Here is a 22323-nt window from a genome sequence, read left to right on the forward strand (position 1 = left end):
TCATTTCCCTCCGCTCCGCGCCAACTTGCAAACCGTACGTACGTACTGTTGGATGGGGGCATGCGCGTGCTCCTCCTCGCCACCCTGGTCAACGCGTTCGGCAACGGCGCCTACCTGACCACCAGCGTGCTGTTCCTGACCACGGTCGCCGGCCTCAGCCCCGCGATGATCGCCATCGGACTCAGCGCCGGAGCCGTCGCCGGAGTGCTGGCGATGACGCCGCTCGGCTACGTCGCCGACCGCTACGGGCCGAAGCGGCTGTCGCTACTGTCCATGATCGTGCTCGCCGGGGCGTACACCGCGCTGCTCGCGGTGCACTCGATCCTCCCGTTCGCCCTGCTCTCCTGCGTCATCGCGGTCGCCACCGCACTCGTCAAGGGCGCCAACGGAGCCCTCGCCGCCGGGGCGGTGCCGGCCGCCGACCGGTTGCGGGTGCGGGCGAAGCTGCGCAGCATGATCAACGCGGGGATGGGTCTCGGCACGCTCGCCGGCAGCCTTCCCCTGCTGATCAAAACCGATTCCGGGTACGTCGTCATCCTGCTCGTCAACGCCGCGAGCTTCCTCGTCGCGGCCGCCCTGCTGACCCGCGCCCCGGCCGTCCCGCCACAGGTCACGCCCGCCGGCGGGCCGCGCCTGGTCGCCCTGCGCGACCGGCCCTTCCTGGCCTTCGCGGCGCTGGACGGCCTGCTCTCCAGCACGTACAACGACCTGCTCGGCATCGGCCTGCCACTATGGCTGGCCACCGGTGCGCACGCGCCGCTCTGGCTGATCTCGGTAGCCTTGGTGATCAACACGGTCGGCTGTGTACTGCTGCAGGTCCGCATGTCCCGGGGCGTGCACGGGCTGGCCGCGGCACGCCGCTCGGCACTGCGCGGCGCGGTCGTGGTCGCGCTCGCCTGCGCGGTGTTCGCGGCCACCGCGGGCCGGTCGCCGTGGGCCGCCGGAACACTGATCGGCGTGGCCGCGGTCGTTCACGTCCTGGGCGAGGTGTGGCTGTCGACCGGGAGCTGGGGGATCGTGTTCGAACTCGCGCCGACCTGGGCGCAGGGGCAGTACCAGGGGACGTACTTCGCGGGCCGTGGCATCGGCGACATGATCGCGCCGCCGCTGGTCACGGCTTGCGTGCTGGGTCTGCACTCCGGTGGCTGGCTGCTGCTCGGGGCGCTTTTCGTACTCGGTGGGTTGCTCTACATTCCGGTCACCCGCTGGGCCGCCGCCACCCGTCCCGCTGCCCGCCCCGAGCCTGTTCGCGTCTGATCAGCCCGCGGCCCGACCGGCCTCCACAGTGCCGTCAACGCCCTCGACACCACCACCCGAACCAGCTGGCCCACACAGGCCGTATCGAAACCGCCGGTACCCCCCAACCAGCTGTGGCCCACACGGGGCATCAGAGCCGCCGGCACCACCACCCAAACCAGCCGGACCACACGGTCTCAGCAAACATGCCCATCCCCGAACCGCAGGCGGCAGCCGAGAGAGGGACCGAAGGCAGCCTGTGGCTGGCAAGCATCGGCGCCCACCCCCAAACCGCAAGCGGCGGCCGGGACAGCGACCGAAGCGAACGATGGCTGGCGAGCACCAGCGCCCACCCGCAAACAGCAGGCAGCGGCCGGGACGGTGACCAGGAGCAGACAATGGCTGGTCAGCATCAGCAGCGGCGCTGCGGGTGCGACGCATGAGAACCTACGCAACGTGGCGTTGCTGCCAGTCGGGCCGGCTCGCGTGGTGCCATCGGGATAGCGTTCATCACTACTGGGGCCGGCTCGGTCGCGGTCGCTCCGGGATGTGGAGGCGGTGCCGGATCAGTGGCCGGTGCACTCCAGGGACCAGTCGTCGGCGCCGCGCGGGACAGCGTTCATCACCACCGGGACCGGCTCGGTCGCGGTCGCTCCGGGGCGTGGAGGCGGTGCCGGATCAGTGGCCGGTGCACTCCAGGGACCAGTCGTCGGCACCGCGGAGGAAGTCGGCGATCTCGGTCGTGGCGGCTTCGTCGCGGGTGAGTTGGGGACGGTCCGGGGTGACGAGCGCACCGGGCCCGAAGTTGCGGTGTTCGGCGAGGCGGGCCTCGGCCCAGGGCCAGGTGCCGAAGTCACTCCAGGCCGTGGCGCCGATGTGCGCGCCGATCCAGGACTCGCGGATGATCGTCTGGCCGACGGCGTTCGGATCGTTGCTCGGGTGCCAGGGCCGGCCCAGGTACACCGTCGCGGCGGGGGCGTCGGAGGTGAGGCGGCAACGGCTGAAGAGCAGGCCGTGCGGGTTGCCGAGGTCGGTGCTGGGTGCGGTGACGTAGCCGTTGGGGCTGGTGCCGCGGTCGAGGGAGTGGACGCGGCACCGGTCGAGGACCGCCGTGGCCCGGCCGAAGATGAAGTCGACGTCGCCCTCGACGTAGCAGTCGCGCAGGTACGCGCGGGCGATGACGCCGGCCGCGGTGCTGTTGAGGTAGAGGGTGTCCTGGTTCGCGAGGAACCGGACGCGGTCGAAGACCAGCCGGTCGGCGCGGGTCAGCACGGCGACCGCCTGCCGGTTGGCGATCTCCGGGTGGGCGGCCTCGTCGAAGAGGTTGGCGAAGGTCAGGTTCGTCGCCCGGAAGTCGGCGCCGTTGAGCGTGACCGAGGCGCTGCCGGAGGTGCCCCACGGGGTGCCGTCGGGCTTGAGGGTGCCGTTGGCGCGGTCGTCGGCGATCACGACGTCGGCCGGGGCGCGGCCGAGGCCGCGCAGTTCGAGGAAGGTCTTTCCGGCGGGGACGATGACCTGGCCGAGGTAGGTGCCGGGACGAACCCCGATGACGTACGGGGTGGTGGCACCGGACGGCGCGGCGTCGATCGCGGCCTGGATGGTGGTGAAGTCGCCGGCCCCCTCCGCGGCGACGATCAGGTCGAGCTTCGGGTGCGCCGCGGCCGGGCCGGACCAGGCGACCGTCGCTCCGGCGCCGAGGGCTGCGGTGAATTCGAGGAAGGTACGCCGGCGCATCAGAGCCTCCTGGCCTAGCAGGGGGAAAGGGCTTTCCTCCGGGCACCGTAGACGCACCGATCCAGGCTCGTCAATCCTCCGCTCGGTAACACGCCGGCAATCGATGTGTTGCGCATGACGGACCGGGCCCCTAGTTTGAGGGGCGGATAAAATCGAACAGCGCCGATGACTCATCCCCCACTGTCGAAGCGCTTCGACGAGTCGAGCACCGGCGCTGCCGTCCCCCAAGGAGGCGCTCCATGCGCAAACTACGGATCATGCTGCCCCTGTGGCTCGCCGCCGCACTGCTGCTCGTCGCACCCCAGGCCGCGCACGCCGCGGTCTGGGGATCGTCCGACCAGTGGGCGACCTGGACGAACGGCGGCTACACGCTCTACAACAACATCTGGGGCAGCGGCGCGGGCCCCCAGAGCATCTGGGCGAACTCTTACAGCAACTGGGGCGTCTGGGCCAACCACCCGAACACCGGCGGGGTGAAGTCGTACCCGAACGCCAGCAAGAGCGTGAACAAGAAGCTCAGCGCACTGGGCAGCGCCACCAGCAGCTTCAACGTGACCGTGCCGGGCAGCGGGGCGTACACCACGGCGTACGACATCTGGGCGAACAACAACGCGTACGAGATCATGCTGTGGATGAACAAGCAGGGCGCGGTCGGCCCGCTCGGCTCCCTGCAGACCACCGCGACGGTGGGCGGCCACACCTGGAGCGTCTACCGCGGATCGAACGGCGCGAACGCGGTGTTCTCGTTCGTCCGCAGCGGTAACACCAGCTCCGGCACGGTCGACATCAAGGCGATCATGAGCTGGATCAAGAATCGGGGCTGGTTCGGCGACGTCACGCTGGGCAACATCCAGTTCGGGTACGAGATCACGTCCTCCAGTGGCGGCCTGAACTTCATCACCAACAGTTACTCCGCCTCGGCGAGCTGACCGCCTCCCGTCTCGGCCCGCTCTCAGGACACCTCCCGGGAGCCAGCGCCAGACGCTGTACGTTTTGTCCCGTTTACGCCACTATGTCCGGGTGACGCTTGAGGCTGTTTTCGGCACTGAGGACTACTCCCGCGACCCCGGCGGGCACTTACGCGAAACGTGCGAGGGACCGGTGGACCGGGTGGCCGTTCCCGGTCTCCCGCCCGTCTACCTGGTGACCGGCTACCAGCAGGCCCGGGAGGTGTTCAACGACTCCCGGCTCTGCAAGGACCGGTCCCGGGTGCCCACCGCCCACGACCCGGGGCCGGAGATGATCTGGGTCGCCGGGCGGCAGCTGCTGAGCACCGACGGCAATGACCACGCCCGGTTGCGCCGGCTGCTCACCGGCTGGTGGTCGCGGGCCGCCTCGGCGCGCTGGCCGGAGATCATCGAACGGCACACCGGCGACCTGCTCGCCGACCTGGCCTCCGGCCCGGCCGAGACCGACCTGGTCACCGGCTTCGCCCGGCCGCTGCCGATGCGGATCCTGGCTGACGTCGTGGGAATCCCACAGGCCGAGGCGGGCCGGCTCCAGGAACTGGTGCACGTGTTCACCAGCAACGGTGTGCCCGAGAGTCCACAGGTGCAGTCCGCTCACGGCGACCTGGTGGCGATCTGGTTCCGGCTGGCCAAGGAGCACGCGGGTGAGGACACCCTGCTCGGCGTGCTCGGCAAGGCCCGGCAGGACCGGGAGATCTCCCTGACGGAGCTGACCTCCCTGCTGGACATGCTGCTGGTGGCCGGCGCCCACTCGATGTCGATGTTCTTCCCACGGGTCGTCCTGCGGCTGGCCGACGCGCCGGAGCTGGTGGCGACGCTGACCGGTGACGACGAGTCGGCGCAGGAGGCGCTGGTCGAGGAGTTGATCCGGCTCTGCCCGCCGTTCCCGCTCGCCACCCACCGGTACACGACCGAGGACGTGGACCTGTGGGGCACGCCGGTGCCGGCCGGTTCGCTGGTGATGCCGGCGGTCGCCGCCGCGAACCGGGATCCACAGGTCCATCCGGCTCCCGACCAGGCGTGTCCGGGGCGGCCGGGCGCCCGGACCCGGCACCTGTCGTTCGGCCACGGCGCGCACTACTGCCTGGGAGCGACGCTCGCCCGGCAGCAGGCGAGGATCGCGCTGGTCCGCCTCTACCAGCGCTTTCCTCACCTGACTGCGACCGGCGAGCCGGTCTGGCGGAACCTCATGGTGCCGGAGCCGGCGTGTCTGCCCGTACGGCTCAGGCGGGGCTGAACACCAGCGCCGCGTTCTGGCCACCGAAGCCGAACGAGGTGCTGACCGCCGGCGCCCGGTTCACCTGCCGGGGCCGGCCGGTCACCACGTCCAGGTCGATCGCCGGGTCGAGCTTGTCCAGGTTGGCGACCGGCGGAAGCAGGCCGTGCCGCAGGGACAGGACGACGCCCGCCGCCTCGATCGCCCCGGCCGCGCCCATCGCGTGCCCGATCACGCCCTTGAACGCGGTGACCGGCAACGCCGAGCGCCCGAAGACCTCGCTGATCGCCCAGCCCTCGGTCACGTCGTTCATCGGGGTGCTGGTGGCGTGGGCGTTGACGTGCCCGATGTCGGCGGGCTCCAGGCCGGCGTCGGCCAGGGCGGCCCGGATCGCCTGGATGGCGCCGCGGCCCTCCGGGTGCGGGGCGGTCACGTGGTGGGCGTCGGAGGAGGCGCCGAAGCCCGAGAGGTACGCCTGGATCCGCGCGCCGCGCGCCCGGGCGTCGGCGACCCGTTCCATGACGAGCACCCCGGCGCCCTCGCCGAGCACGAAACCGTCGCGGTCCAGGTCGAACGGCCGGGACGCCAGGTGCGGCTCGTCGACGCGGTTCGAGAGCGCGCCGATCCGGCCGAAGCAGGCGGAGGCCGTACGGCTGCGAGCGGTCTCCGTTCCGCCCGTGATCACCACGTCGCAGGCTCCGGAGAGCAGCAGGTCGCGGGCCACGCCGATGGCGTGGGTGCTGGAGGCACAGGCGCTGCTCACGGTGAAACACGGACCCTGGGTCCCCAGGTCCAGGGCAGCCTCGGCCGCGGCCATGTTCGGCAGGCTCCGGGGCAGGGCGAAAGCCGAGACCCGCTCGGGCTCGCCGGCCTGGATCTTCTGGATCGCGACCTCGGTGCCGCCCATGCTGTTGCCGCCGACCCCGAGCACCACGCCGACACGCTCGGCCGCCCACTGTTCCGGCCCGAGGCCGGCCTCGGCGACGGCCTCTCGAGCCGCGGCGACCGCGAACCGGCTGAACGGGTCGAGCCGCCGGTTGAGCCGCGCGCCGAGCAGGGCGACCCCGTCGAAGCCGGTGACCGGGCAGCTGATGTCGACGGCCAGCCCGGCGAGCTCGGGGTCGGTGGTGGCCATGGACCGGCCGGCGCACAGCCCGGCCCAGGTCGCCGCGGCGCCGACACCGGCCGGGGTGACCAGGCCGATCCCGGTCACCGCGACCGCGTCGCGGGCGCTCACCGCGTCCCGGCCGAGACCGCTTCGGACACCATCCGGACCTCGGTCCCCGCGTAGGCCGGCTCGCCCGTCAGGTGGTCGTGCAGCGCGGCGGCGATCTGGCCGACCGTGGTCCGGAACGTGACCACGCCCTCGTCGAGCCGGCGGATGCCGGTCGCGTCCTGCAGTACGAGGCCCAGCTCGAGGACCGAGAGCGAGTCGAGCTCCAGGTCCTCGAGGGTGGTCTCAGGGGTGACCCGGGACGGGTCGATATCGAGATGTTCCTTCAGATGGAACAGGACGATCTGATATGCGGAGTCCATCCTCCAGCGCCTTTCGTTCGTTCGGGGAAGAGCGGGAATCTCGGTCACACCAGGTGGCCGAGGCGGTGCAGCACCGACTGCCCGAGCAGGCAGGAGCGGTGCAGTTCCCGGCGTTGCTGCACGGGAAGCGCACCGGCGGTGCCGGTGCGGCCGGACCGGACCGAGCCGGCCGCGGCGCGCAGCCATCGCGCGTCCGCGTCGAAGCCGCCGAAGCGGGCCAGGCCGGTCAGGCATCGGACCGGGTCGGCGACCAGGTCCTGGTAGTTCAGCGCCAGCAGGCGATCGGCGGGCAGCCCGGCGAGGTGCGGTTCCGCGTCGAGCAGCAGCATGCTCCACAACCGGCCGTAGCGGGCGAGCGGAATCGGGATGTCCAGGGAGTCCGCTGTGAACCTGTCGGGCAGGTAGGCGGCGAGGTCCTCGGGCAGTCCCGACACGTCGGTGCCGGCGTCCTGCCAGGGGTCGGCACCGAGCAGCCGACGCATCTCGAAAGCCTGCGCGCCGATCGCGAACGCCGGGTGACGACTCATCGACAGGGCGGTGTCCGGACCGTCCCGGTGCAGGTGGACGACCCGGGCGTCGGGGAAGATCCGCAGCAGCGTGCCGAGCATCCGCAGCGAGCCGCCGCTGCGTTCGACGATCACCCGGCGGCCGAGCCGCCGCGCGAGGTGGTCGAAGAACCGCCGGTACTGCGCCTCGGCCGGGGCGGTGGCCCACTGTGGAACCTCGGCGGCCAGTTCGTCGTAGAGGGCGTCCGGGTCGTCGGTGAGGTGCGGCAGGGTGAGCAGGCTGAGCGCCGGGACGCCGGTCTCGGGGGTGAATCGGCCGCGGTCGAGCGGGTACTGGATCTCGCGGACCGGGATCCGGTGCCGGACCAGCTCGGCGAAGCCCGGGTCGAGGACGCCGAGCAGCTCCCAGAAGCGGGCGCCGCTGATCTCGCCGGGGATCAACGGGACGTGGACGGCCGCGAACAGTTCGCTCACGCTGAGCACGTCCGGGTGCTGGGCGAGCATCTCGGAGACCATGGTGGAGCCACAGCGGCCGGTCCCGGTGACGATCATCGGGGGCGGGGCGGCGGGATCGATACGGCTCATCGGCGGCCTTTCCCAGGAACTGGGTCAAAAAAGTGACAGCCGCCACAGTTTGGCAATCGGACATAAGATCACAAAGCAGACACGCCGACGCGGTGAGATGACACACGCCGTGTCGGGCACCCTCCGATCAGTCGCGGCACCCGCGGGATCGGGGCGATAGGTTAACGCCATGAGCGCGGAACGGGTTCGCGTGCACGGGGATCTGTACCACGGCGAGGTGCCGGACGGGGCGATCTACGTGGGTCGCGCGGCGCCGGGGCTGAAGGCGAGTCCGTACCACAATCGCCATCGCGTCGGTGGTGCGTGCCGGGTCTGCGGCCGTACGCATGATCGCGCCGAATCGGTGACCACCTACGCGCAGGATCTGACGGCGGACCCGGAGTTGATCGAGCGGGTCCGCCAGGACCTGCGCGGGGCGGATCTGGCCTGCTGGTGCCCGCTGGACGGGCCGTGCCACGGCGACGTGCTGATCCGCGTCGCGGACGGCGCCGATCCGCTCGACGCCGTCGCGACGGTCCTCCGGGAGAAGGAAGACGCCGCGGCGATGCTCCACGAGAAGGGTGATGCCGCGGCGGCCGGCCACGAGAAGGAGACCGCCACGGCGCGTACCCGCGAACCGGACACCACCACGGAGAGGTCCGCGGCGCGCGGCCGGAAGAAGAGGTGACTATTCCGCCGGAGGGATCCGAGGCCCCGGCACGTTCCAAACCGGCGGCTCGTCCTGAGCCCGGCCGTCCGGCGGCAGAGCATGCCGCCAATGACCTTCGGGTGGCGGCGTGTTCCGATCCATGGTGGCGGGCCGCGCACCGGCCGGGGCCGGGCCCTGTTCGGACCCGGAAGCCGGAACGGGACCGGGAGCCGGGGCCGGGGCGGGCCCGGAAGCCGGAACGGGACCCGGGGCCGGAGCCGGGGCGGGTTCGGGAGCCGGGGCGGCCCCGGCGGGCGGATCGCTTGCGGAGGCCGTGGCCGGTTCCGGAGCCGACTCGGGTACGTCCGGCGCCCAGGCGAACGCCAGCGCCGCCCCCACCACCGTGAACAGCAGGCCGATGATGAAGCCGCCCATGTTCGAGGTGAGGAAGGACCCGAGCCCGCAGAGCATCGCCATCAGCGCGTAGAAGAGCCGCTGAGTCGGATTGAACCAGAGCAGCAGCCCGAGCAGGATCAGAACGAACGGCACCATGTAGCCGATGAAGTTCTGCATGCCGACGTGCAGCACCACGCCGAGCGGCGCCCACACCGTGAACAGGATCTCCACTCCGCCGAGCAGGACCAGCAGGCCACCCCAGAACGGCCGGCTGTGGCGCCAGTCGCCGAAGCCTCGCCAGGCGCGGGCGCCCGGCGAGGCTCGGTGTCGAACGATTCCGGACATGGTCAGCAGCCGTCGCCGGTGAAGGCCATGCGCAGGTTGGGCAGGTGGAACGTGACCGCCGTGGTGGCGTAGTTGTTCTGCCTCAGGTTGGTGAGCGTCACCTCTTCGGCCTGCTGCCCGAAGACGCCGATCGCGCCCGTCTTGCCGGGCACCCGGGTCAGCGTGCTGGCGTCCTGGCCGATGTCGATGTTCTTGAAGTCGGCGTTGGCGGTGATCAGGTCGGAGTCGACGACGAGCGTGTCGGCGGTGACCTTGTTGCTGGCGCTGCCCGCGGTGATCTTCAGGTTGATGCCGCCGAGGGCGATGCTCTGGCACAGCCCGTCGAGCTGGGCGTCGCGGATCGCGGAGACGATGACGACCACCTGGCCACCGGTGTCACCCTCGTTGGGGCTGCCCGGCTCCATGTGGTCGAGCTCGGCGTACTGCGCGAAGCCGTAGCCGTGCAGCTTCGGCGAGGTGACGGTGAACGGCATGCCGGAGATCGAGAAGGAAGCCGCGAGCACTCCCTTGCCGGTCAGCAGGATCAGGCCGGCGGTGGCCACGAGGCCGCCGAGCAGCATCGCGGTGAACCGGCGCCAGCGGGTCCGGCCGTGACGGGTGGAGGACATGCACTCTCCTTTGCGGGCGTATTCCGCCGCGCGGGCACTGCGGATGCCGCCCGACGAAGATTATTGGCGCGTCTCGATGGATTTCGGCGAAGTTACGCCGCGGTAACGAGAGGCGTCAAGTGTGAACGCCAGCATTCCAGTCAGTGAAAAACCCCGTCGGTATCTGATGCTGCGCAGGGCGGGACGACACGTTCCCCGGCAGGCTGTACGGCCAACTCGGAGATCGCGCCGTCGCGCCCCACGAACGGCGCCATCATGAAGTAGCCGAGCATCGGCAGCAGCTCGGGCAGGTCCGCGACGCGACCGGCCGAGACGTACCGGTAGATCGTCGAGTAGACGCCGCCGACCACGGTGTCGACCAGGCCGTCCGGCACGTCCGGCGCCTCCGCGAAGAACCGGGCGAACCGGCCCAGCAACTCGGTGCGCTCGTGGCGGGCGAGCAAGCCGGCCGCGTCGATCTCCACGATCGCCATGGTGGCGAAGGCCGGCACACTGGTCAGCACGTCGAGCAGCACCTTCAGCGCGGCGCGGGCGCCGGACCGCCAGTCCCCGGCCTCGGCGTAGGCCGCGTCCATCAGCCGCAGCACCACCCCGGTCCCGTGCCGGTAGGTGTCCAGGAACGCGTCCTCCTTGCCGGCGAAGAGCGCGTAGAACGCCGGACGGGTCACCCCGGCCGCCGTGCAGATGTCGCTGACCCGGGCGTTCGCGTAGCCCTTCTCGGCGACCGTGTGCACCAGCGCGTCGTAGAGCCGCTCCCGCTGCGTGGCGGCCACCGCCTCGGGCGTCATCGAGCGCGGGCCGCGCTTGATGGCCCGAGCGGGGTCGCGTCCGGCACGAGCGCCCGGAAGCGGGCCGATCACTACATTCGTCATCGTTGTCCCTCAATGCCTTGACATGACATACCGACGGGGTTTCTCATACCGACAGGTAACTCTCGATGGTGCACGAGGCGAGGTTCCCCCAAGTATCGCCTCCCACTCAAGCCCCGGAACGCTGCGGAAACGGCCGGGCCCACCATCCATCGACATCCCTGAATGGAGTGACGCTCATGCCCGCGTCACGGCTGAAATCCGTCCTGGCCACGGTCGCTGTCGCCGCCACCGTCCTGACCCTCACCGCAACCCCCGCCCACGCCGCCACCTACCCCGGCCTGGAGGCGTGCCCGCTCACCTCGGCGACCATGAAGGACCCGACGAACCTACAGGTCGGCTGCGTGCACTCGGTGACCAACGGTGGCAGCGTCACCATCGGCTCCAACGTCGTGCCGCTCACCAACCCGATCACCATCCAGTTCGGCGTCTACTGGCCGGCCGACGCGCCGGTCCGGGAGTTCCCGGACGGTTCGGTCGCCAACGTGTACTCGACCGTCCCGGCGGCCGGGGGCAAGACCCTGGTCGCCAAGCCGCTCCAGGTGAACATCCCCGGGATCGCCAACATCATCCCGGGCGTGACCAGCGTATTCGCTCAGGTCGAACTGGCCGGGACGATCACCGACTTCGTGCCGCTGGCCACCGGGGAGAACATCCCCGTCTTCGCCCTGCCGATCAAGCTGCACCTGTACAACGCCCTGTTCGGGCTCAAGTGCTACATCGGCTCGGACAGCACACCGATCCGGCTCAACCCGACCACCGGCACCACCAACCCGCCGGCCCCGAACCAGCCGGTCACCGGGGACTACGGGGACATCACCATCGAACCGGATCCGAACGGGTTCGAGACCCTCGGCGTCGGCTTCACCGACGCGACACTCGTCGACAACGCCTACTCCGTACCGAAGGCGAACGGTTGCGGCCTCATCCCCGGCAGCCTCGACGCGCTGATCAACCTGGCTTTCGGCCTGCCCTCCGCGGCCGGGAAGAACGCCGTGGTGTTCAGCGGCAACAACACCAGTTTCGCCCTCTCCCCCAGCCTGGACGACCTCACCCAGGCTCTCGCCCACTGAAAGGGGCATCCCCCATGCTGAAGAACCGCATCACCGCCGCCGCGCTGTCCGGCACCGCCGTCGCCCTGCTGCTCGCCGGGCCCGCTCGCGCCGACGACACCGCCGTGCTGACCACCGACACCCTCGCCGGGACCGCGGTCGCCGCCGGTGACACCATCTCGGCCGGCATCGTCGCCGGCAGCCAGGCCGTGTTCGCGACCGCCCCGGCCGGCAGCAACGGCATGAAGTGCAACGCGTCCAGCTTCAGCGCCGTCGTCAACGACAACCCGGTCGCGCCCGGCAGCGCGTCGCTCGGCTCCACCCTGGGCGTCTCCAGCTGCACGGTCACCGGCGTCCCCGGGGTGACGGGCGTCAACAGCGTCACGATCAGCAACCAGCCGTACGCCACCACGGTCGCCAGCGACGGCACGGTCACGGTCACCGGCACCGACACCGCGCCGATCTCCGCGACGCTCGTGCTGCGCTCCCTGCTCGGCTCGGTGACCTGCGTCTTCGTCGCCAACGGCAACAGCATCACCGGCGTCGCGGACAACACCGACAACTCGATCTCGTTCACCGACCAGCAGTTCAACAAGAGCTCCGGCCCGGCGGCGTGCGTCGCCAACGGCTACTTCACCGCCAAGTACACCCCGGTGGCCAACGCCGCCGGGTCCCCGGTCTTCGTCAACTGAGACCATCTCGCCCGGAGCCGGCCGATCCCGGCTCCGGGCGGGGCATTTGTGCCGGTGCGCCGTCCCCCGCGGTGACCGCCGGCGCAGGGGCCCTGCCCGTCGTGACCCGGGCGGGGCCCGCCCCTCGGCCGGGGTTAATTGCCTCGCGGCGGGCCACGCTCACGTGGGATACCTGGGGGCCCACCGCAAGGAGCGATCATGGCTGATTTCGATATCCGGGCCGCCGACCTGAAGGCGCTCAACTCGCTGACCAAGTACCCGTCGATCCCGACCTACCACGAGCTCGACCCGCGCAACGGCGGGCTGACCGAGACCGTGACGTCGTTCCCCGGCCCGGTGATCGGGACCGAGAAGGTGGACGGATGCAACTCGCGGTTGATCCTGCTGCCGGACGGCAGCTACCTGCTCGGATCACGGGAGGAGCTGCTGTACGCGCGCGGCGACCTGATCGGGAACCCGTCCCAGGGCATCGTGGCCAGTCTGCGCGACGTCGCTGACGGCCTGCCGGACCACGAGCTGCCGCCGGACACGCTGCGGGTCTACTACCTGGAGCTGTACGGCGGGAAGATCGGCGGGCAGGCGAAGAACTACAGCGGCCGGGGCGCGGTCGGCTGGCGGCTGTTCGACGTGGCCGAGGTGAACGATCTCCAGGAACGGCTGACCTGGCCGGCCGAGCGGATCTCGGCCTGGCGCGACGGCGGTGGACAGGAGTACGCCACCGAGGACGAGCTACGCGCGGTGTCCCTCTTCGACCTGGCTCCGCGGCTGTTCACCATGGACGGGGCGGACCTGCCGACGGAGGTCGCGGGCGTGCACGCGTTCCTGGGCGAGCGGCTGCCGCGCACGCTGGTCGCGCTGGACGACAGCGGCCAGGGCCGGCCCGAGGGCATCGTGCTGCGCACCCCGGACCGGTCGGTCATCGCCAAGGCCCGCTTCCAGGACTACGAGCGCACCCTGAAGCGGCGCGCCCGGCACTGATCCCCGGTCAGCTCAGGCCCTCGGGTTGCTGCTGACGACGCTGCTGGCGGCGCTCGTGCAGGCGGCGCCAGCGCTCGTAGACCTCGGTGGCCGCCACCACTGGCTCGGCCGCGCGGCCCGCCTGCCACTGGCGGGGAAGGAACGCCTCGGCTCCGGCCCAGAGCAGCTCGCTCATCGGGACGGTGCCGCCGTGCAGCTTCATCAGTTCGGCGGCGACCGCGGCCGCGTGGTCGCTGCGGCGCCAGACCTCGACCATCGACTGGCCGCGCGTCAGGTCGTCGTAGTCCTGTGGATGCAGATCCATCCCCGTCCTCTCACCGTGTGTAACCGTCTGCCGACTGGCGTGTTGCCGGAGGGCGCGGTGCCGAGACGTCCGAGATCAACAGGCCTGCCGGTCCACCCTGCTGCGATGGATCGCGCCTGTCAAGGTCGAAGGTCACCCGGCGGCAGCCTGAGGAAAAGGCGATCTCTACGGTCAGTGACGGCCTAGGTTCAAGTCTCTGACCGGATACCGACACCAAATCCGCTCCATCGGTACGGAAAGCGCCGTTCGGTGGACCACCGGCGAGCGATTACCGGGTGGGCTCAACCTCTCTAGGGTTCTTTGTCATCGGTTCTTTCATCGACGGCAAGGAGCACCGTCATCACCATCACACCCGAGTCCGCCGCGCACGGCTACCGCGTCGCCGTCATCGGGCAGGACCGCGCCGGACTGTCCCTCGCCCGGGCCGCGATCGCCGCCGGGCACACCGTCGCCGGGTTCGACACCGACCCCGAGCTGATAGTCAAGCTGCGCGCGGGACGGTCGGCGCTCGGCGACGAGCTCGTAGCCATGCACGAGACCGGGCGGTACCACGCCACCGCCGACCCACGGTGGCTCGCCGGGTGCACCGTCTACCTGGTGGTGGCCCCGGTCCCGCTGCGCCGGGGCCGGCCGGACCTGGGGCCGGTGCTGGCCGCCGCGGACACCGTCGCGGGGCATCTGCAGGACCGGGATCTGGTCGTACTGGAATCGTGGGTCGCGCCCGGCACCACCCGCGGCGTCTTCCAGGACGCGCTCGCCGCGCGCACCAGCGCGCGTTACCACCTGGCCTTCTCCCCGCAGCGGGACGGCCGCGCGAAGCTCGTCGGCGGCGTCGACCGCAGATCGACGCTGGCCGCCACGGCGTTCTACCGCACCGTCCACGATGTCGTCGTGGCCTGTGCGGACGCCGAGGAGGCGGAGGCCGCGAACCTGGCCGCGGCGGCGGACCGGAGATCCGCCTGAGTCCCCTCAGGAGGGTATAAATCGTCACTCGTGAGAGGGCAATCAGGAACAATCGCCGTCGGCCGGGTATCAGTCTGGTGTGGTGCCAACACACGAGGGGAGCCAGCCGATGACCGCATGGGACCTCACCGCGGGCCTCAAGAACCTGCGCGCGCAAGTGAATGCCCGCTGGCCGGACCGGGACCGGTCCAGCGACGGCACGATCGGCGACACCGCCCATCAGGGTTCCACCAGCGGCCACAACCCGGACGACACCTCCAGGGCCCGTCCGGAGTGGAACGGCGATCCGGACGGGCTGCCCGAGGTGCGCGCCTGGGACATGGACAGTGACCTCGGCGAGCCGGGCACGTCCGCGCAGATGCTGGTCGATCACATCCGCGGGCTGCCCGGCGCCGGGCGCGTCCTGCGCTACATGATCTACAACCGCAAGATCTATCGGGCGTCCGGCGACTGGGCGCCCGTCACCTATGTGGGGCCGTCGCCGCACACCGAGCACATCCACTTCTCCGGCGCCTGGTCGCAGGCCGCCGACAACGACACCGGCTTCGACTTTCGATTGGATGAGGTGGGAAACATGCCGTTGAACAGCGACGACAGGACGTACATCCGGGAAGCGGTGCGCTCGGCCATGATCGAGGTGCTCGCCGACGGATACCGCGCCGCGGCCGGCAAGGCGGGCGGCACCAGCCCGGACGACCGGGTCGCCCGCAATGTGCGCGACTACCTGCGCGCCATCGTCGGCGGGCCGACCGAGGACGACATCGCCGCGGCGACGACGACGCTGCTGGCGGCGATCACCGGGGTCAACAGTGCCGATCCGACCGCCCGGGCGCTGAGCGAGCTCGACCCGGCGAAGATCGCCGCGGCCATTCCCGACTCGGTCGCCGACCAGGTCGCCGATCAGCTCGCCGCCCGCCGCGCGGCCTGACCACTGGACTTGGCCGAGAGGCCTGGGCACGGGACGCGTAGGTCGTACCGCGAAAGGGTTTTGGGGTGATCGGTGCCGGGCCCGGCGGCGGACCGCCGGGCCCGGCACCGGTCCTCAGTAGCCGACGCGGAAGGTGGCATCCTGTTTGTCGGTGGTGGCGGAACTGCTGCTGATCACGTCGATGCGCAGGACGTAGTTGCTGTGGCGCAGGTAGCGGGTCGGGTTGTTGTAGGAGCGGAACGACGTCCAGCCGGAGTCGGCGAGGCCGGCGGTCTTGTAGAAGGTCGCGTCCGCCGCGAACGTGCTGGTCCCGTCGTTGGCGTTGAGGACCAGCGCGTAGTTGGAGTGCCGCAGGTAGCGGTCCGGGTAGTTGACCGAGCGGAAGGAGACCCCGGACGAGTCGGCCAGGCCGGGGACCAGGGTCCACATCTGATCCTGGTACGGGTCGAACGGGTAGGTGTCGATCCGCCCGACGTTGTTGGCGTGCCGGATGTAGCGGTCCGGATAGTTGTAGGACTTGACCCGGTTCCAGGCCGGGGTTCCCCACTTGGCGGTCAGGTTGGCCTGCTCGGTCGCGGTGATCGGAACGATGCCGAGGTGCTTGGAGTTCAGCGGCTGGGTGTACGACCGGTCGTTGAGCAGCGTCCAGGAGCCGCCGGCGAGGCTGGTGGTCTGCCAGCAGAAGAACCGGCCGTTGGGGCTCCAGGTGTCGCCCCACATGTACCAGACCTCGGACGTGTTCGACTTGCTGATCTGGGGCGCCTCGACACCGCGACCGGGAGTGATCGCGCCGGTGTAGATCGAGAAGCTGCCGGCGGTCAGCGACGACGACCTGGTGCCCAGCAGCGTGCTGTTGGTGTTGTTCTTGTAGTACATGTAGTTCACGCCGCCGGCCGTGACGAAGCTGCCGTCGATCGCGTCGTAGCCGGGGTCGTAGAAGACGGCCGGCGAGCCGGCGGTCACGAAGTCGCTGGTGTAGTTGACCATCAGGACGTTGTGGCCGGTGCTGTTGACCGCGGAGTAGACGACCGCGTACTGGCCGCGCGACGCGTCCCAGTACGCCTCCGGCGCCCACGCGTGCGTCGCCAGCGAGTGCACCTTGAGCAGGCGGTACCCGGTGAACGTCCGCAGGTCGGTGGAGTCCCAGACGTGCAGGTACTGGCTCTGGTAGGACCAGTCGGTCCCGTTCAGGTCGGTGGCCAGCACCACGAACGTGCCGTCCTGCTTGCGCAGGATGAACGGGTCACGCAGGCCCTTGCTACCCAGGGTCGGCGTGGCCACCGCGTTGTTCTGGTTGAGCGGCGTCCAGTTCAGGCCGTCCGTGCTGACGGCCAGGTGCAGGCCGTAGTTGGCGGCGGTCATCGACGGGGACTCGGTGAAGTACGCCATCGCGTACCCGGAGTAGGTCGCGGCCCGCGCCGCCTCGGGAAGCAGGAGGGCCGCGCCGGGCAGCAGCCCCGCGGCCAGTACCGAGCGTCGTCTCATTTCGCGATCGCCGTCCCGTGCCGGCAGCCCGAGCAAGTGATCTTGCTGAGGCTGCTCCAGCTGTTGAGGTCGGTGCTGGTGGCGGTGTAGATGCCGTCGCCGGCGCTGTAGTGGTCGACGTACATCCGCCAGGAGCCGTCGTCGAGCTTGACCAGCGACGGCCCCTCGTAGCCGGAGGCGAACAGGGTGCCCTTGTTGACCCAGCCCTCGGTGAGGTTCGCGGTGGTCGTCCAGTGCTCGATGTACTTGGTCGTCTCGTTCTTGGTGAAGGCGTGCCAGGTGCTGCCGGACTTCACCACGAACGTGTCGATGTGGTTCGTGCCCAGGCCCCACATCTGCGCCGGGCCGCTCCAGCTGGTGAGGGCGGTGTTCTGGGCGGTGTAGACGTACGGGCGGAAGCAGAACGAGCAGCTCGTCGACGCGATGCTGGTGATCAGCTTGACGCTGCTGCCCTCGACGTAGAACTCCGGCGCCCAGGTGTAGTTCGCCCCGCTGATCCCGGCCGGGATGCTGGCGATGTTGGTCCACGTGGTCAGGTTGGTGCTGGACGCGACGTTGAAGTACGTGCTGTTCGTGGTCCAGGACTGCACGGTGTAGGCGGCGTAGTAGACGCCGTTGCGCTTGAGGATGCTGGGGTCGCGCAGCACCCCGGTGGGGCCGTGGAAGTTGGTGTCGACCAGGGTGCTGTAGCTGGTGCCGCCGTTGGTCGACTGGTAGATCCAGAGTTCCTCGTCGGCGGCGGCGTCACCTTTGAAGGTGGCGTAGATCAGGGTGGTCGCGGCGGCCGCGGGCTGGGGTAGGGCCAGCGCGCCGATGACCAGGGTCAGGACACCGGCGACCAGCGCCGTCAGGCGTCTCATACCGTGCTCCTTCAGGCTGTTAGCGCTAACAATTCAGCGCATGGGGGATGTGCCGTACGCAGGGCAGGGGGATATTCATCGAGGAAGGCCGAGAGAGCGGCCCGCCACGGTTCGAAGTTTCTGAATGATTGCGCTCAGCTTACGGAGCTGTCAAGGATGCGAAACCGGGGCAAGACGACTCCGGCGACCGCCCGCACCCTGGCGACTAGGGTGACTCGGGCGATCGCCGGAGCTGTCGACCTCGACCGGTCCCAGGGCAGCCGCAGGGCTGCGCGCGGAACTGGGAAGCGCGACGCTGGATCAAGCTTGACGTGCAGGAATGCGCTTTCCTACATAACGTACGGCAACGATCTCGAAACGTCAATGTCAAGCTTCGATCCGGCGGCGCCGGGCAACGGCCGCGTGCAGGACCGCCAGCGGAAGCACGCCCACCACGTACCACGCCAGATCGAGGGCGTCGAACCGGACGCCCAGCACGAGCCGGGCGATCAGACTGTGCGCGGACAGTTCCGCCGGCACCCCCGTCAACTGCAGCAGCTCGACAAGCCAGCAGAAGGCGATCGCCGCCGCACCCGCGAACCAGGGCCTGGCGGCGGGAGCCAGGAGGAACACGCCCGCGTAGATCATCGACGCGTAAAGCGCGGTCCCCGAGTGCTGCGCCAGCGCGCCGGAGCTGTCGAGCACGCCGCTGCTGGCGCCGAGCACCCGGATCCCCAGCGCCACGGCGAGAAACCCGCCCGCGGCGGCGAGCGCCGCCAGCCGTGTCCGTAGTGCGAGATCCGCCACGGCGGCGACGATAACGCCTTGGATCAAGGCCGCCGGTGCACGGCACGATCATCGATGCCGCGCCCGCCGCGGGAGTGCCAAGATGCGCTGGTCACACGGGAGCGGGCCGCTTTGCCGGCTGGCCTTATGCTTCCGGCCATGGTCAACGAATCCCGGCGGCTGTCGACCGGATCAAGCGTCGGCGCCCGGATCCTCGGCGTCGTCTTCTGCCTCGTCTTCGCGGGCTTCGGCGTGGCGTTCGCCGCGGTGGTGCTGTTCATGGAGACGGTCGGCGACCCGTTCGGCGGAAGCTCGGTCTGCATGACGAGCGGCGATCTCGGCGACCTCCCGCCCGATCTCGTGCCTTCCGACCTCACCGAGTGCGGCGGCTGGCTGCCGGACGGGATCGGAGCCGTCGGGATCATCGGGCTGCTGGTGGGCGGCCTCTTCGCGCTGATCGGCCTCCTCGGGGTGGTGGCGGCGCTGCGCGGCACCGCGGCCTGGCTGGACGGGGCGAAACTGCGGGTCCGGAGCACCTTCCGGACCCGGACCGTCGACCTGTCGACCGCGGACGTCACCGCCGGCATCGTCACGCACACCCACACCAGCGACGAGGGCCGGACCCGGTCACGACGCGTTCCGACCCTGGTGGCCCGGGACCCGGCGTCGGGGCGCAAGGTGACCCTCTCGCTGCAGGGTACGAGCCTGGACCGGATACCGCCGGTCGAGCTGCGGGCCCTCGCGGACGCGATCACCGTCGGCCGGCCGGAATCGGACGTGGACGCGTACCGGGTGGCCCAGCAGTTGCGGGAGATGGCGGACAATCCGCTGGAGTTGAACGGCTGAACTCAACCGCGGCCGGCGACGAACTCCGCCAGCGCCTTGGCGCTGCCCGGCTCGATCCACTCGAAGCTGCCGCGGAGCTGGTCGGAGCGCTGGTCGACGGTGGTGACGGCGGCGGTCAGCTCCCCCCAGGGCATGCTGACGTGCAGCAGCGTACGCACGATCGCGCCGGGCAGGTGCGGGCTGTCGCCGGCGGTCGTGGCGCGCAGCAGCAGTCCGCTGGTGGAGACGTCCTGCACGTGCCCGGAGATGGCGACCAGGCGCTGGCGGTCACCGAGATCGACCTGCGCGGTGCCGGTCGCGGGGTAGCTGCCGGGCCGCCGCGGCGAGTCACGCCGCTGGACGACCCCGGTCGGGGTGTCCCCGAGAACCGTGATCAGGCCGTCGCGCAGCTCCGCCTCGACCCAGGTGACGCCGGCGCTGCTGGCCAGTTCGAGGATGCCGTAGCGGCGCAGGCCGTGTTCGTCGAGGCTGAGCACCGGCATCGGCGGCAGATCGGCGATGAACGGCGCTCTCACCTCGGCGAGGCAGACCAGCGGGATCGCCTCGATTCCCGGGCAGCGCAGGGTGAGCGTGCTGCCGGCGGCCACCGTGATCATAGTTTCCCCCTCGGCCCCCGGCCGCTGCTCACCTCGCCCTGCCCCGCCGCGGCACACGGTGACACCTCGGCGAGGTGCCACCGGGCGGCGCGGACGTCAGAGCGGACGGATGTTCTCCGCCTGCGGGCCCTTCTGCCCCTGGGTCACGTCGTACTCCACCCGCTGGTTCTCCTCGAGAGTGCGGTAACCCGACGAGGCGATGGCGGAGAAATGCGCGAACACGTCAGCGCCACCGTCGTCCTGGGTGATGAAGCCGAAACCCTTGTCACCGTTGAACCATTTGACGGTACCGGTAGCCATACTTTTCTCCCTGAAAACCGTGAGACGCCGCACCGCGCGGAGCCTCGGATAGTCGCAGAGTTGATGGACGCAAAAACGCCTGACGGGCTCGAATACCCATCAGGCGTCGACAACGAGTCGAGGTCTACGAAAATCAAACCTGCAACGAGGCTCAACGTAGCACAGCCGGAGCGCTGGTCAGGGCAGATGCGCAAGAGTCGGTAGCGGCAGGAAATTCCACGAAACGACCGGCGGGTAAAGCCTCGATCTTCGCGATCGAAGATCATCGCGCGGATCTTCGAAACGGTCGCTCCACGGCGCCTTTACCGTGACGCCCAGCCGAAACCTGCCGGCTGGGCGTCACGGTCACCAGGCGCTATTGAACCGGGCCGGTCGGGAGCTCCCGGCGCAGCAACTTGCCGGTCGCGTTGCGCGGAAGTTCGTCGATGAAGATCACGTCCCGGGGCACCTTGTAGCGGGCCAGCAGGGCCCTGACGTAGTCCCGGATCTCCTGCGGATCGCGGGCGGAGTCCTCGGCGGGGACGATGAAGGCGCGCAGGCGGGTACCGAACTCGGCGTCGTCGACGCCGATCACCGCCGCCTCGATCACGTCGTCGCGCTCGACCAGGAGATTCTCGACCTCCACGGGGTACACGTTCTCACCCCCAGAGATGATCATGTCGTCGTCGCGGCCGTCGATGTACAGCAGGCCGGACTCGTCGAGGTGACCGCGGTCGCCGGTGGACATGAAACCGTCGATGACCTGCTTGTGCCGTCCGTCGGTGTACCCCTCGAACGGGATGCCGGTGCGCACGAAGACCCGCCCGGTGACCATCGGCCGGGTGACCCGGACCCCGTCCTCGTCGTAGATGGCGACGTGCACGGTGACCGGCGGGCGGCCGACCGTGCCGGGCGCGCGACGCGACTCGGCGGGCTGGGCGACCGAGGCCACGGCGACCTCGGTGGACCCGTACACGTTGTAGATCACCTCGCCGAAGATGTCCTGGAAGCGGTTGGTCAGGTCGGGCGCGAGCGGGGAGCCGGCCACGAAGACGGCGCGCAGGGACGACGTGTCGTACTTGGCGATGGTCTCCGGCCCCAGGGCGAGGATGCGGGTGAGCATCGTCGGGATCGCGACCAGCATCTTCGCCCGGTGTTCGGCGATCGCCTCGAGGATCCGCTCGGCCTCGAAGCGGCGCAGCAGCACGGCGTGGTCGGCGAGGGAGAGCCCGACGGTCCAGGCGCCGAAGCCGGTGCTGTGGAACAGCGGGGAGGCGACCACGATCGCGCCCTGCCGGGGGAACGGGATGCGGTCCGCGATCAGGGCACTGGCCAGCGGGGAGACCTTGGTGCGCGGGGCACCCTTGGGCAGGCCGGTGGTTCCGCTGGTCAGGATGATGAACCCGGCCGGGCGCTCGGGCAGGGGCAGCGGGGTGACCGGCTGCCCCTCGCTGAGCTCCTCGACGTCACTGAACTTCAGGACCTCGTCCGGTACGCCGGCGACCACCTCGGCGAACTCGTCGTCGTAGATCACCGCCCGGACCTTCTCCCGGGCGACCACCTCGGCGAACTGCTGCGCGGCCAGGCCCGTGTTCATCAGCGCGAGGCGCAGACCGGCCCGGGCCGCCGCGCTGATGGTGAGCACGAGTCCACGGTGGTCACGCGCGAGGACGCCGATGACCGACCGCTCCGGCAGGTTCAGCTTCTTCAGCGCATGGGCGAGCGCGTTGGACCGCTCGTCGAGCTCCCGGTACGACAGCGTGCCCCGGTCGTCGGTGAGGGCCTTCAGGTTCGGGTGCTCGGCGGCCGATTTCATGATCAGGGCGGCCTGCGGGCCCAGCCGGGCGTTGCGGACCGCCGCGCCGACCAGCCGATCCGGGCGTAACAGGTTGACGATGCCGATCTGGTGCATCCGCAGCACCGCGTGCAGGTTTTCCAGAACGCTCAC

At 70.2% G+C, this 22323-nt stretch carries 24 protein-coding genes; 10 read left to right on the forward strand and 14 right to left on the reverse strand.

Annotated elements, in window-relative coordinates:
* Window positions 1–60: 60 nt before the first annotated feature.
* Window positions 61–1257, forward strand: a complete 1197-nt coding sequence (locus tag CHC09_RS39575) for an MFS transporter (protein WP_239138828.1) — start codon at window positions 61–63, stop codon at window positions 1255–1257.
* 657 nt (window positions 1258–1914) lie between these two features.
* Here CHC09_RS39575 and CHC09_RS39580 read toward each other — a convergent pair.
* Window positions 1915–2970 (reverse strand): pectinesterase family protein, encoded by a 1056-nt coding sequence (locus tag CHC09_RS39580; protein WP_089298404.1) that lies wholly within the window; start codon window positions 2968–2970, stop codon window positions 1915–1917.
* A 239-nt stretch (window positions 2971–3209) separates the two neighbouring features.
* Between CHC09_RS39580 and CHC09_RS39585 the strand changes: the two genes are divergently transcribed.
* The gene (locus CHC09_RS39585) at window positions 3210–3899 is read left to right on the forward strand and encodes a glycoside hydrolase family 12 protein (protein WP_089298405.1); all 690 of its coding nucleotides are present in this window, start codon (window positions 3210–3212) and stop codon (window positions 3897–3899) included.
* A gap of 91 nt (window positions 3900–3990) precedes the next feature.
* On the forward strand, window positions 3991–5175 hold the full coding sequence (locus CHC09_RS39590) for a cytochrome P450 (protein WP_143232825.1): 1185 nt from the start codon (window positions 3991–3993) through the stop codon (window positions 5173–5175).
* Here CHC09_RS39590 and CHC09_RS39595 read toward each other — a convergent pair.
* From CHC09_RS39595 to CHC09_RS39605, 3 genes are read right to left on the reverse strand one after another with little or no spacing between them, the layout of a single operon-like run.
* A complete protein-coding gene (locus CHC09_RS39595; protein WP_089298407.1) occupies window positions 5162–6391 on the reverse strand; it encodes a beta-ketoacyl-[acyl-carrier-protein] synthase family protein in 1230 nt (409 codons plus the stop codon). The two genes, CHC09_RS39590 and CHC09_RS39595, sit on opposite strands and share 14 nt — an antisense overlap.
* Complete coding sequence (locus CHC09_RS46895) at window positions 6388–6690, reverse strand: acyl carrier protein (RefSeq protein ID WP_089298408.1); 303 nt, start codon at window positions 6688–6690, stop codon at window positions 6388–6390. Before CHC09_RS46895 ends, CHC09_RS39595 begins: the two co-directional genes overlap by 4 nt.
* Before the next feature lie 44 nt (window positions 6691–6734).
* The gene (locus tag CHC09_RS39605; protein ID WP_089298409.1) at window positions 6735–7781 is read right to left on the reverse strand and encodes a sulfotransferase; all 1047 of its coding nucleotides are present in this window, start codon (window positions 7779–7781) and stop codon (window positions 6735–6737) included.
* A gap of 169 nt (window positions 7782–7950) precedes the next feature.
* Here CHC09_RS39605 and CHC09_RS39610 point away from each other — a divergent pair, with 169 nt between their 5' ends.
* Window positions 7951–8448: a DUF4326 domain-containing protein gene (locus CHC09_RS39610; protein WP_089298410.1), complete on the forward strand. Its 498-nt coding sequence runs from the start codon at window positions 7951–7953 to the stop codon at window positions 8446–8448.
* Here the strand turns inward: CHC09_RS39610 and CHC09_RS46900 are convergent, their stop codons facing one another.
* The 3 genes from CHC09_RS46900 to CHC09_RS39625 all read right to left on the reverse strand — a co-directional run bounded on the left by CHC09_RS46900 (window position 8449) and on the right by CHC09_RS39625 (window position 10630).
* The gene (locus CHC09_RS46900; protein ID WP_179277472.1) at window positions 8449–9150 is read right to left on the reverse strand and encodes a DUF6114 domain-containing protein; all 702 of its coding nucleotides are present in this window, start codon (window positions 9148–9150) and stop codon (window positions 8449–8451) included.
* A 2-nt stretch (window positions 9151–9152) separates the two neighbouring features.
* Window positions 9153–9758, reverse strand: a complete 606-nt coding sequence (locus tag CHC09_RS39620; RefSeq protein WP_089298411.1) for a DUF6230 family protein — start codon at window positions 9756–9758, stop codon at window positions 9153–9155.
* A gap of 140 nt (window positions 9759–9898) precedes the next feature.
* On the reverse strand, window positions 9899–10630 hold the full coding sequence (locus CHC09_RS39625) for a TetR/AcrR family transcriptional regulator (RefSeq protein WP_089298412.1): 732 nt from the start codon (window positions 10628–10630) through the stop codon (window positions 9899–9901).
* Between the two features lie 176 nt (window positions 10631–10806).
* Here CHC09_RS39625 and CHC09_RS39630 point away from each other — a divergent pair, with 176 nt between their 5' ends.
* The 3 genes from CHC09_RS39630 to CHC09_RS39640 all read left to right on the forward strand — a co-directional run bounded on the left by CHC09_RS39630 (window position 10807) and on the right by CHC09_RS39640 (window position 13349).
* On the forward strand, window positions 10807–11700 hold the full coding sequence (locus tag CHC09_RS39630) for a hypothetical protein (protein WP_089298413.1): 894 nt from the start codon (window positions 10807–10809) through the stop codon (window positions 11698–11700).
* Between the two features lie 14 nt (window positions 11701–11714).
* A complete protein-coding gene (locus CHC09_RS39635) occupies window positions 11715–12371 on the forward strand; it encodes a hypothetical protein (protein WP_089298414.1) in 657 nt (218 codons plus the stop codon).
* A 198-nt stretch (window positions 12372–12569) separates the two neighbouring features.
* Window positions 12570–13349 (forward strand): RNA ligase family protein, encoded by a 780-nt coding sequence (locus CHC09_RS39640; protein WP_089298415.1) that lies wholly within the window; start codon window positions 12570–12572, stop codon window positions 13347–13349.
* 7 nt (window positions 13350–13356) lie between these two features.
* Here the strand turns inward: CHC09_RS39640 and CHC09_RS39645 are convergent, their stop codons facing one another.
* Window positions 13357–13653, reverse strand: a complete 297-nt coding sequence (locus tag CHC09_RS39645; protein ID WP_089298416.1) for a hypothetical protein — start codon at window positions 13651–13653, stop codon at window positions 13357–13359.
* A gap of 300 nt (window positions 13654–13953) precedes the next feature.
* On the opposite strand from CHC09_RS39645, the gene CHC09_RS39650 reads away from it, so the two are divergent.
* Window positions 13954–14616 carry a nucleotide sugar dehydrogenase gene (locus tag CHC09_RS39650; protein ID WP_089298417.1) on the forward strand — a complete coding sequence of 221 codons (663 nt, stop codon included), beginning with the start codon at window positions 13954–13956 and terminating at the stop codon, window positions 14614–14616.
* Window positions 14617–14725: 109 nt separating this feature from the next.
* A complete protein-coding gene (locus CHC09_RS39655) occupies window positions 14726–15544 on the forward strand; it encodes a hypothetical protein (RefSeq protein ID WP_089298418.1) in 819 nt (272 codons plus the stop codon).
* A 114-nt stretch (window positions 15545–15658) separates the two neighbouring features.
* Here the strand turns inward: CHC09_RS39655 and CHC09_RS39660 are convergent, their stop codons facing one another.
* From CHC09_RS39660 to CHC09_RS39670, 3 genes are all read right to left on the reverse strand, one after another.
* Window positions 15659–17029, reverse strand: coding sequence for a glycoside hydrolase family 43 protein (locus tag CHC09_RS39660; RefSeq protein ID WP_089298419.1), 1371 nt, complete (start codon window positions 17027–17029; stop codon window positions 15659–15661).
* On the reverse strand, window positions 17026–17889 hold the full coding sequence (locus CHC09_RS39665) for a family 43 glycosylhydrolase (protein WP_089298420.1): 864 nt from the start codon (window positions 17887–17889) through the stop codon (window positions 17026–17028). The genes CHC09_RS39660 and CHC09_RS39665 overlap by 4 nt, the downstream gene beginning before the upstream one ends.
* Before the next feature lie 366 nt (window positions 17890–18255).
* Entirely contained in the window at window positions 18256–18675 is a 420-nt protein-coding gene (locus CHC09_RS39670) for a ribosomal maturation YjgA family protein (protein WP_089298421.1), read from the reverse strand.
* Between the two features lie 138 nt (window positions 18676–18813).
* On the opposite strand from CHC09_RS39670, the gene CHC09_RS39675 reads away from it, so the two are divergent.
* A complete protein-coding gene (locus CHC09_RS39675; RefSeq protein ID WP_143232827.1) occupies window positions 18814–19500 on the forward strand; it encodes a hypothetical protein in 687 nt (228 codons plus the stop codon).
* A 2-nt stretch (window positions 19501–19502) separates the two neighbouring features.
* Here the strand turns inward: CHC09_RS39675 and CHC09_RS39680 are convergent, their stop codons facing one another.
* The 3 genes from CHC09_RS39680 to CHC09_RS39690 all read right to left on the reverse strand — a co-directional run bounded on the left by CHC09_RS39680 (window position 19503) and on the right by CHC09_RS39690 (window position 22323).
* Window positions 19503–20096, reverse strand: coding sequence for a PilZ domain-containing protein (locus CHC09_RS39680; protein WP_089298423.1), 594 nt, complete (start codon window positions 20094–20096; stop codon window positions 19503–19505).
* A 96-nt stretch (window positions 20097–20192) separates the two neighbouring features.
* Window positions 20193–20396 (reverse strand): transcription antiterminator/RNA stability regulator CspE, encoded by a 204-nt coding sequence (cspE, locus tag CHC09_RS39685; RefSeq protein ID WP_089298424.1) that lies wholly within the window; start codon window positions 20394–20396, stop codon window positions 20193–20195.
* 355 nt (window positions 20397–20751) lie between these two features.
* Window positions 20752–22323, reverse strand: coding sequence for an AMP-binding protein (locus CHC09_RS39690; protein ID WP_089298425.1), 1572 nt, complete (start codon window positions 22321–22323; stop codon window positions 20752–20754).

It is taken from the genome of Actinoplanes regularis, assembly GCF_900188005.1.
GTDB classification, from domain to species: Bacteria; Actinomycetota; Actinomycetes; order Mycobacteriales; family Micromonosporaceae; genus Actinoplanes; species Actinoplanes regularis.

What these genes read in the sequence shown, in the direction of transcription:
- CHC09_RS46895 (WP_089298408.1), bottom strand. Translation starts at nt 6,690, where the DNA reads ATGGACTCCGCATATCAGATCGTCCTGTTCCATCTGAAGGAACATCTC.
- CHC09_RS39675 (WP_143232827.1), top strand. Translation starts at nt 18,814, where the DNA reads ATGGTCAACGAATCCCGGCGGCTGTCGACCGGATCAAGCGTCGGCGCC.
- CHC09_RS39575 (WP_239138828.1), top strand. Translation starts at nt 61, where the DNA reads ATGCGCGTGCTCCTCCTCGCCACCCTGGTCAACGCGTTCGGCAACGGC.
- CHC09_RS39655 (WP_089298418.1), top strand. Translation starts at nt 14,726, where the DNA reads ATGACCGCATGGGACCTCACCGCGGGCCTCAAGAACCTGCGCGCGCAA.
- CHC09_RS39635 (WP_089298414.1), top strand. Translation starts at nt 11,715, where the DNA reads ATGCTGAAGAACCGCATCACCGCCGCCGCGCTGTCCGGCACCGCCGTC.
- CHC09_RS39645 (WP_089298416.1), bottom strand. Translation starts at nt 13,653, where the DNA reads ATGGATCTGCATCCACAGGACTACGACGACCTGACGCGCGGCCAGTCG.
- CHC09_RS39580 (WP_089298404.1), bottom strand. Translation starts at nt 2,970, where the DNA reads ATGCGCCGGCGTACCTTCCTCGAATTCACCGCAGCCCTCGGCGCCGGA.
- CHC09_RS39660 (WP_089298419.1), bottom strand. Translation starts at nt 17,029, where the DNA reads ATGAGACGACGCTCGGTACTGGCCGCGGGGCTGCTGCCCGGCGCGGCC.
- CHC09_RS39680 (WP_089298423.1), bottom strand. Translation starts at nt 20,096, where the DNA reads ATGATCACGGTGGCCGCCGGCAGCACGCTCACCCTGCGCTGCCCGGGA.
- CHC09_RS39610 (WP_089298410.1), top strand. Translation starts at nt 7,951, where the DNA reads ATGAGCGCGGAACGGGTTCGCGTGCACGGGGATCTGTACCACGGCGAG.
- CHC09_RS39665 (WP_089298420.1), bottom strand. Translation starts at nt 17,889, where the DNA reads ATGAGACGCCTGACGGCGCTGGTCGCCGGTGTCCTGACCCTGGTCATC.
- CHC09_RS39640 (WP_089298415.1), top strand. Translation starts at nt 12,570, where the DNA reads ATGGCTGATTTCGATATCCGGGCCGCCGACCTGAAGGCGCTCAACTCG.
- CHC09_RS39630 (WP_089298413.1), top strand. Translation starts at nt 10,807, where the DNA reads ATGCCCGCGTCACGGCTGAAATCCGTCCTGGCCACGGTCGCTGTCGCC.
- CHC09_RS39585 (WP_089298405.1), top strand. Translation starts at nt 3,210, where the DNA reads ATGCGCAAACTACGGATCATGCTGCCCCTGTGGCTCGCCGCCGCACTG.
- CHC09_RS39625 (WP_089298412.1), bottom strand. Translation starts at nt 10,630, where the DNA reads ATGACGAATGTAGTGATCGGCCCGCTTCCGGGCGCTCGTGCCGGACGC.
- CHC09_RS46900 (WP_179277472.1), bottom strand. Translation starts at nt 9,150, where the DNA reads ATGTCCGGAATCGTTCGACACCGAGCCTCGCCGGGCGCCCGCGCCTGG.
- CHC09_RS39620 (WP_089298411.1), bottom strand. Translation starts at nt 9,758, where the DNA reads ATGTCCTCCACCCGTCACGGCCGGACCCGCTGGCGCCGGTTCACCGCG.
- cspE (WP_089298424.1), bottom strand. Translation starts at nt 20,396, where the DNA reads ATGGCTACCGGTACCGTCAAATGGTTCAACGGTGACAAGGGTTTCGGC.
- CHC09_RS39605 (WP_089298409.1), bottom strand. Translation starts at nt 7,781, where the DNA reads ATGAGCCGTATCGATCCCGCCGCCCCGCCCCCGATGATCGTCACCGGG.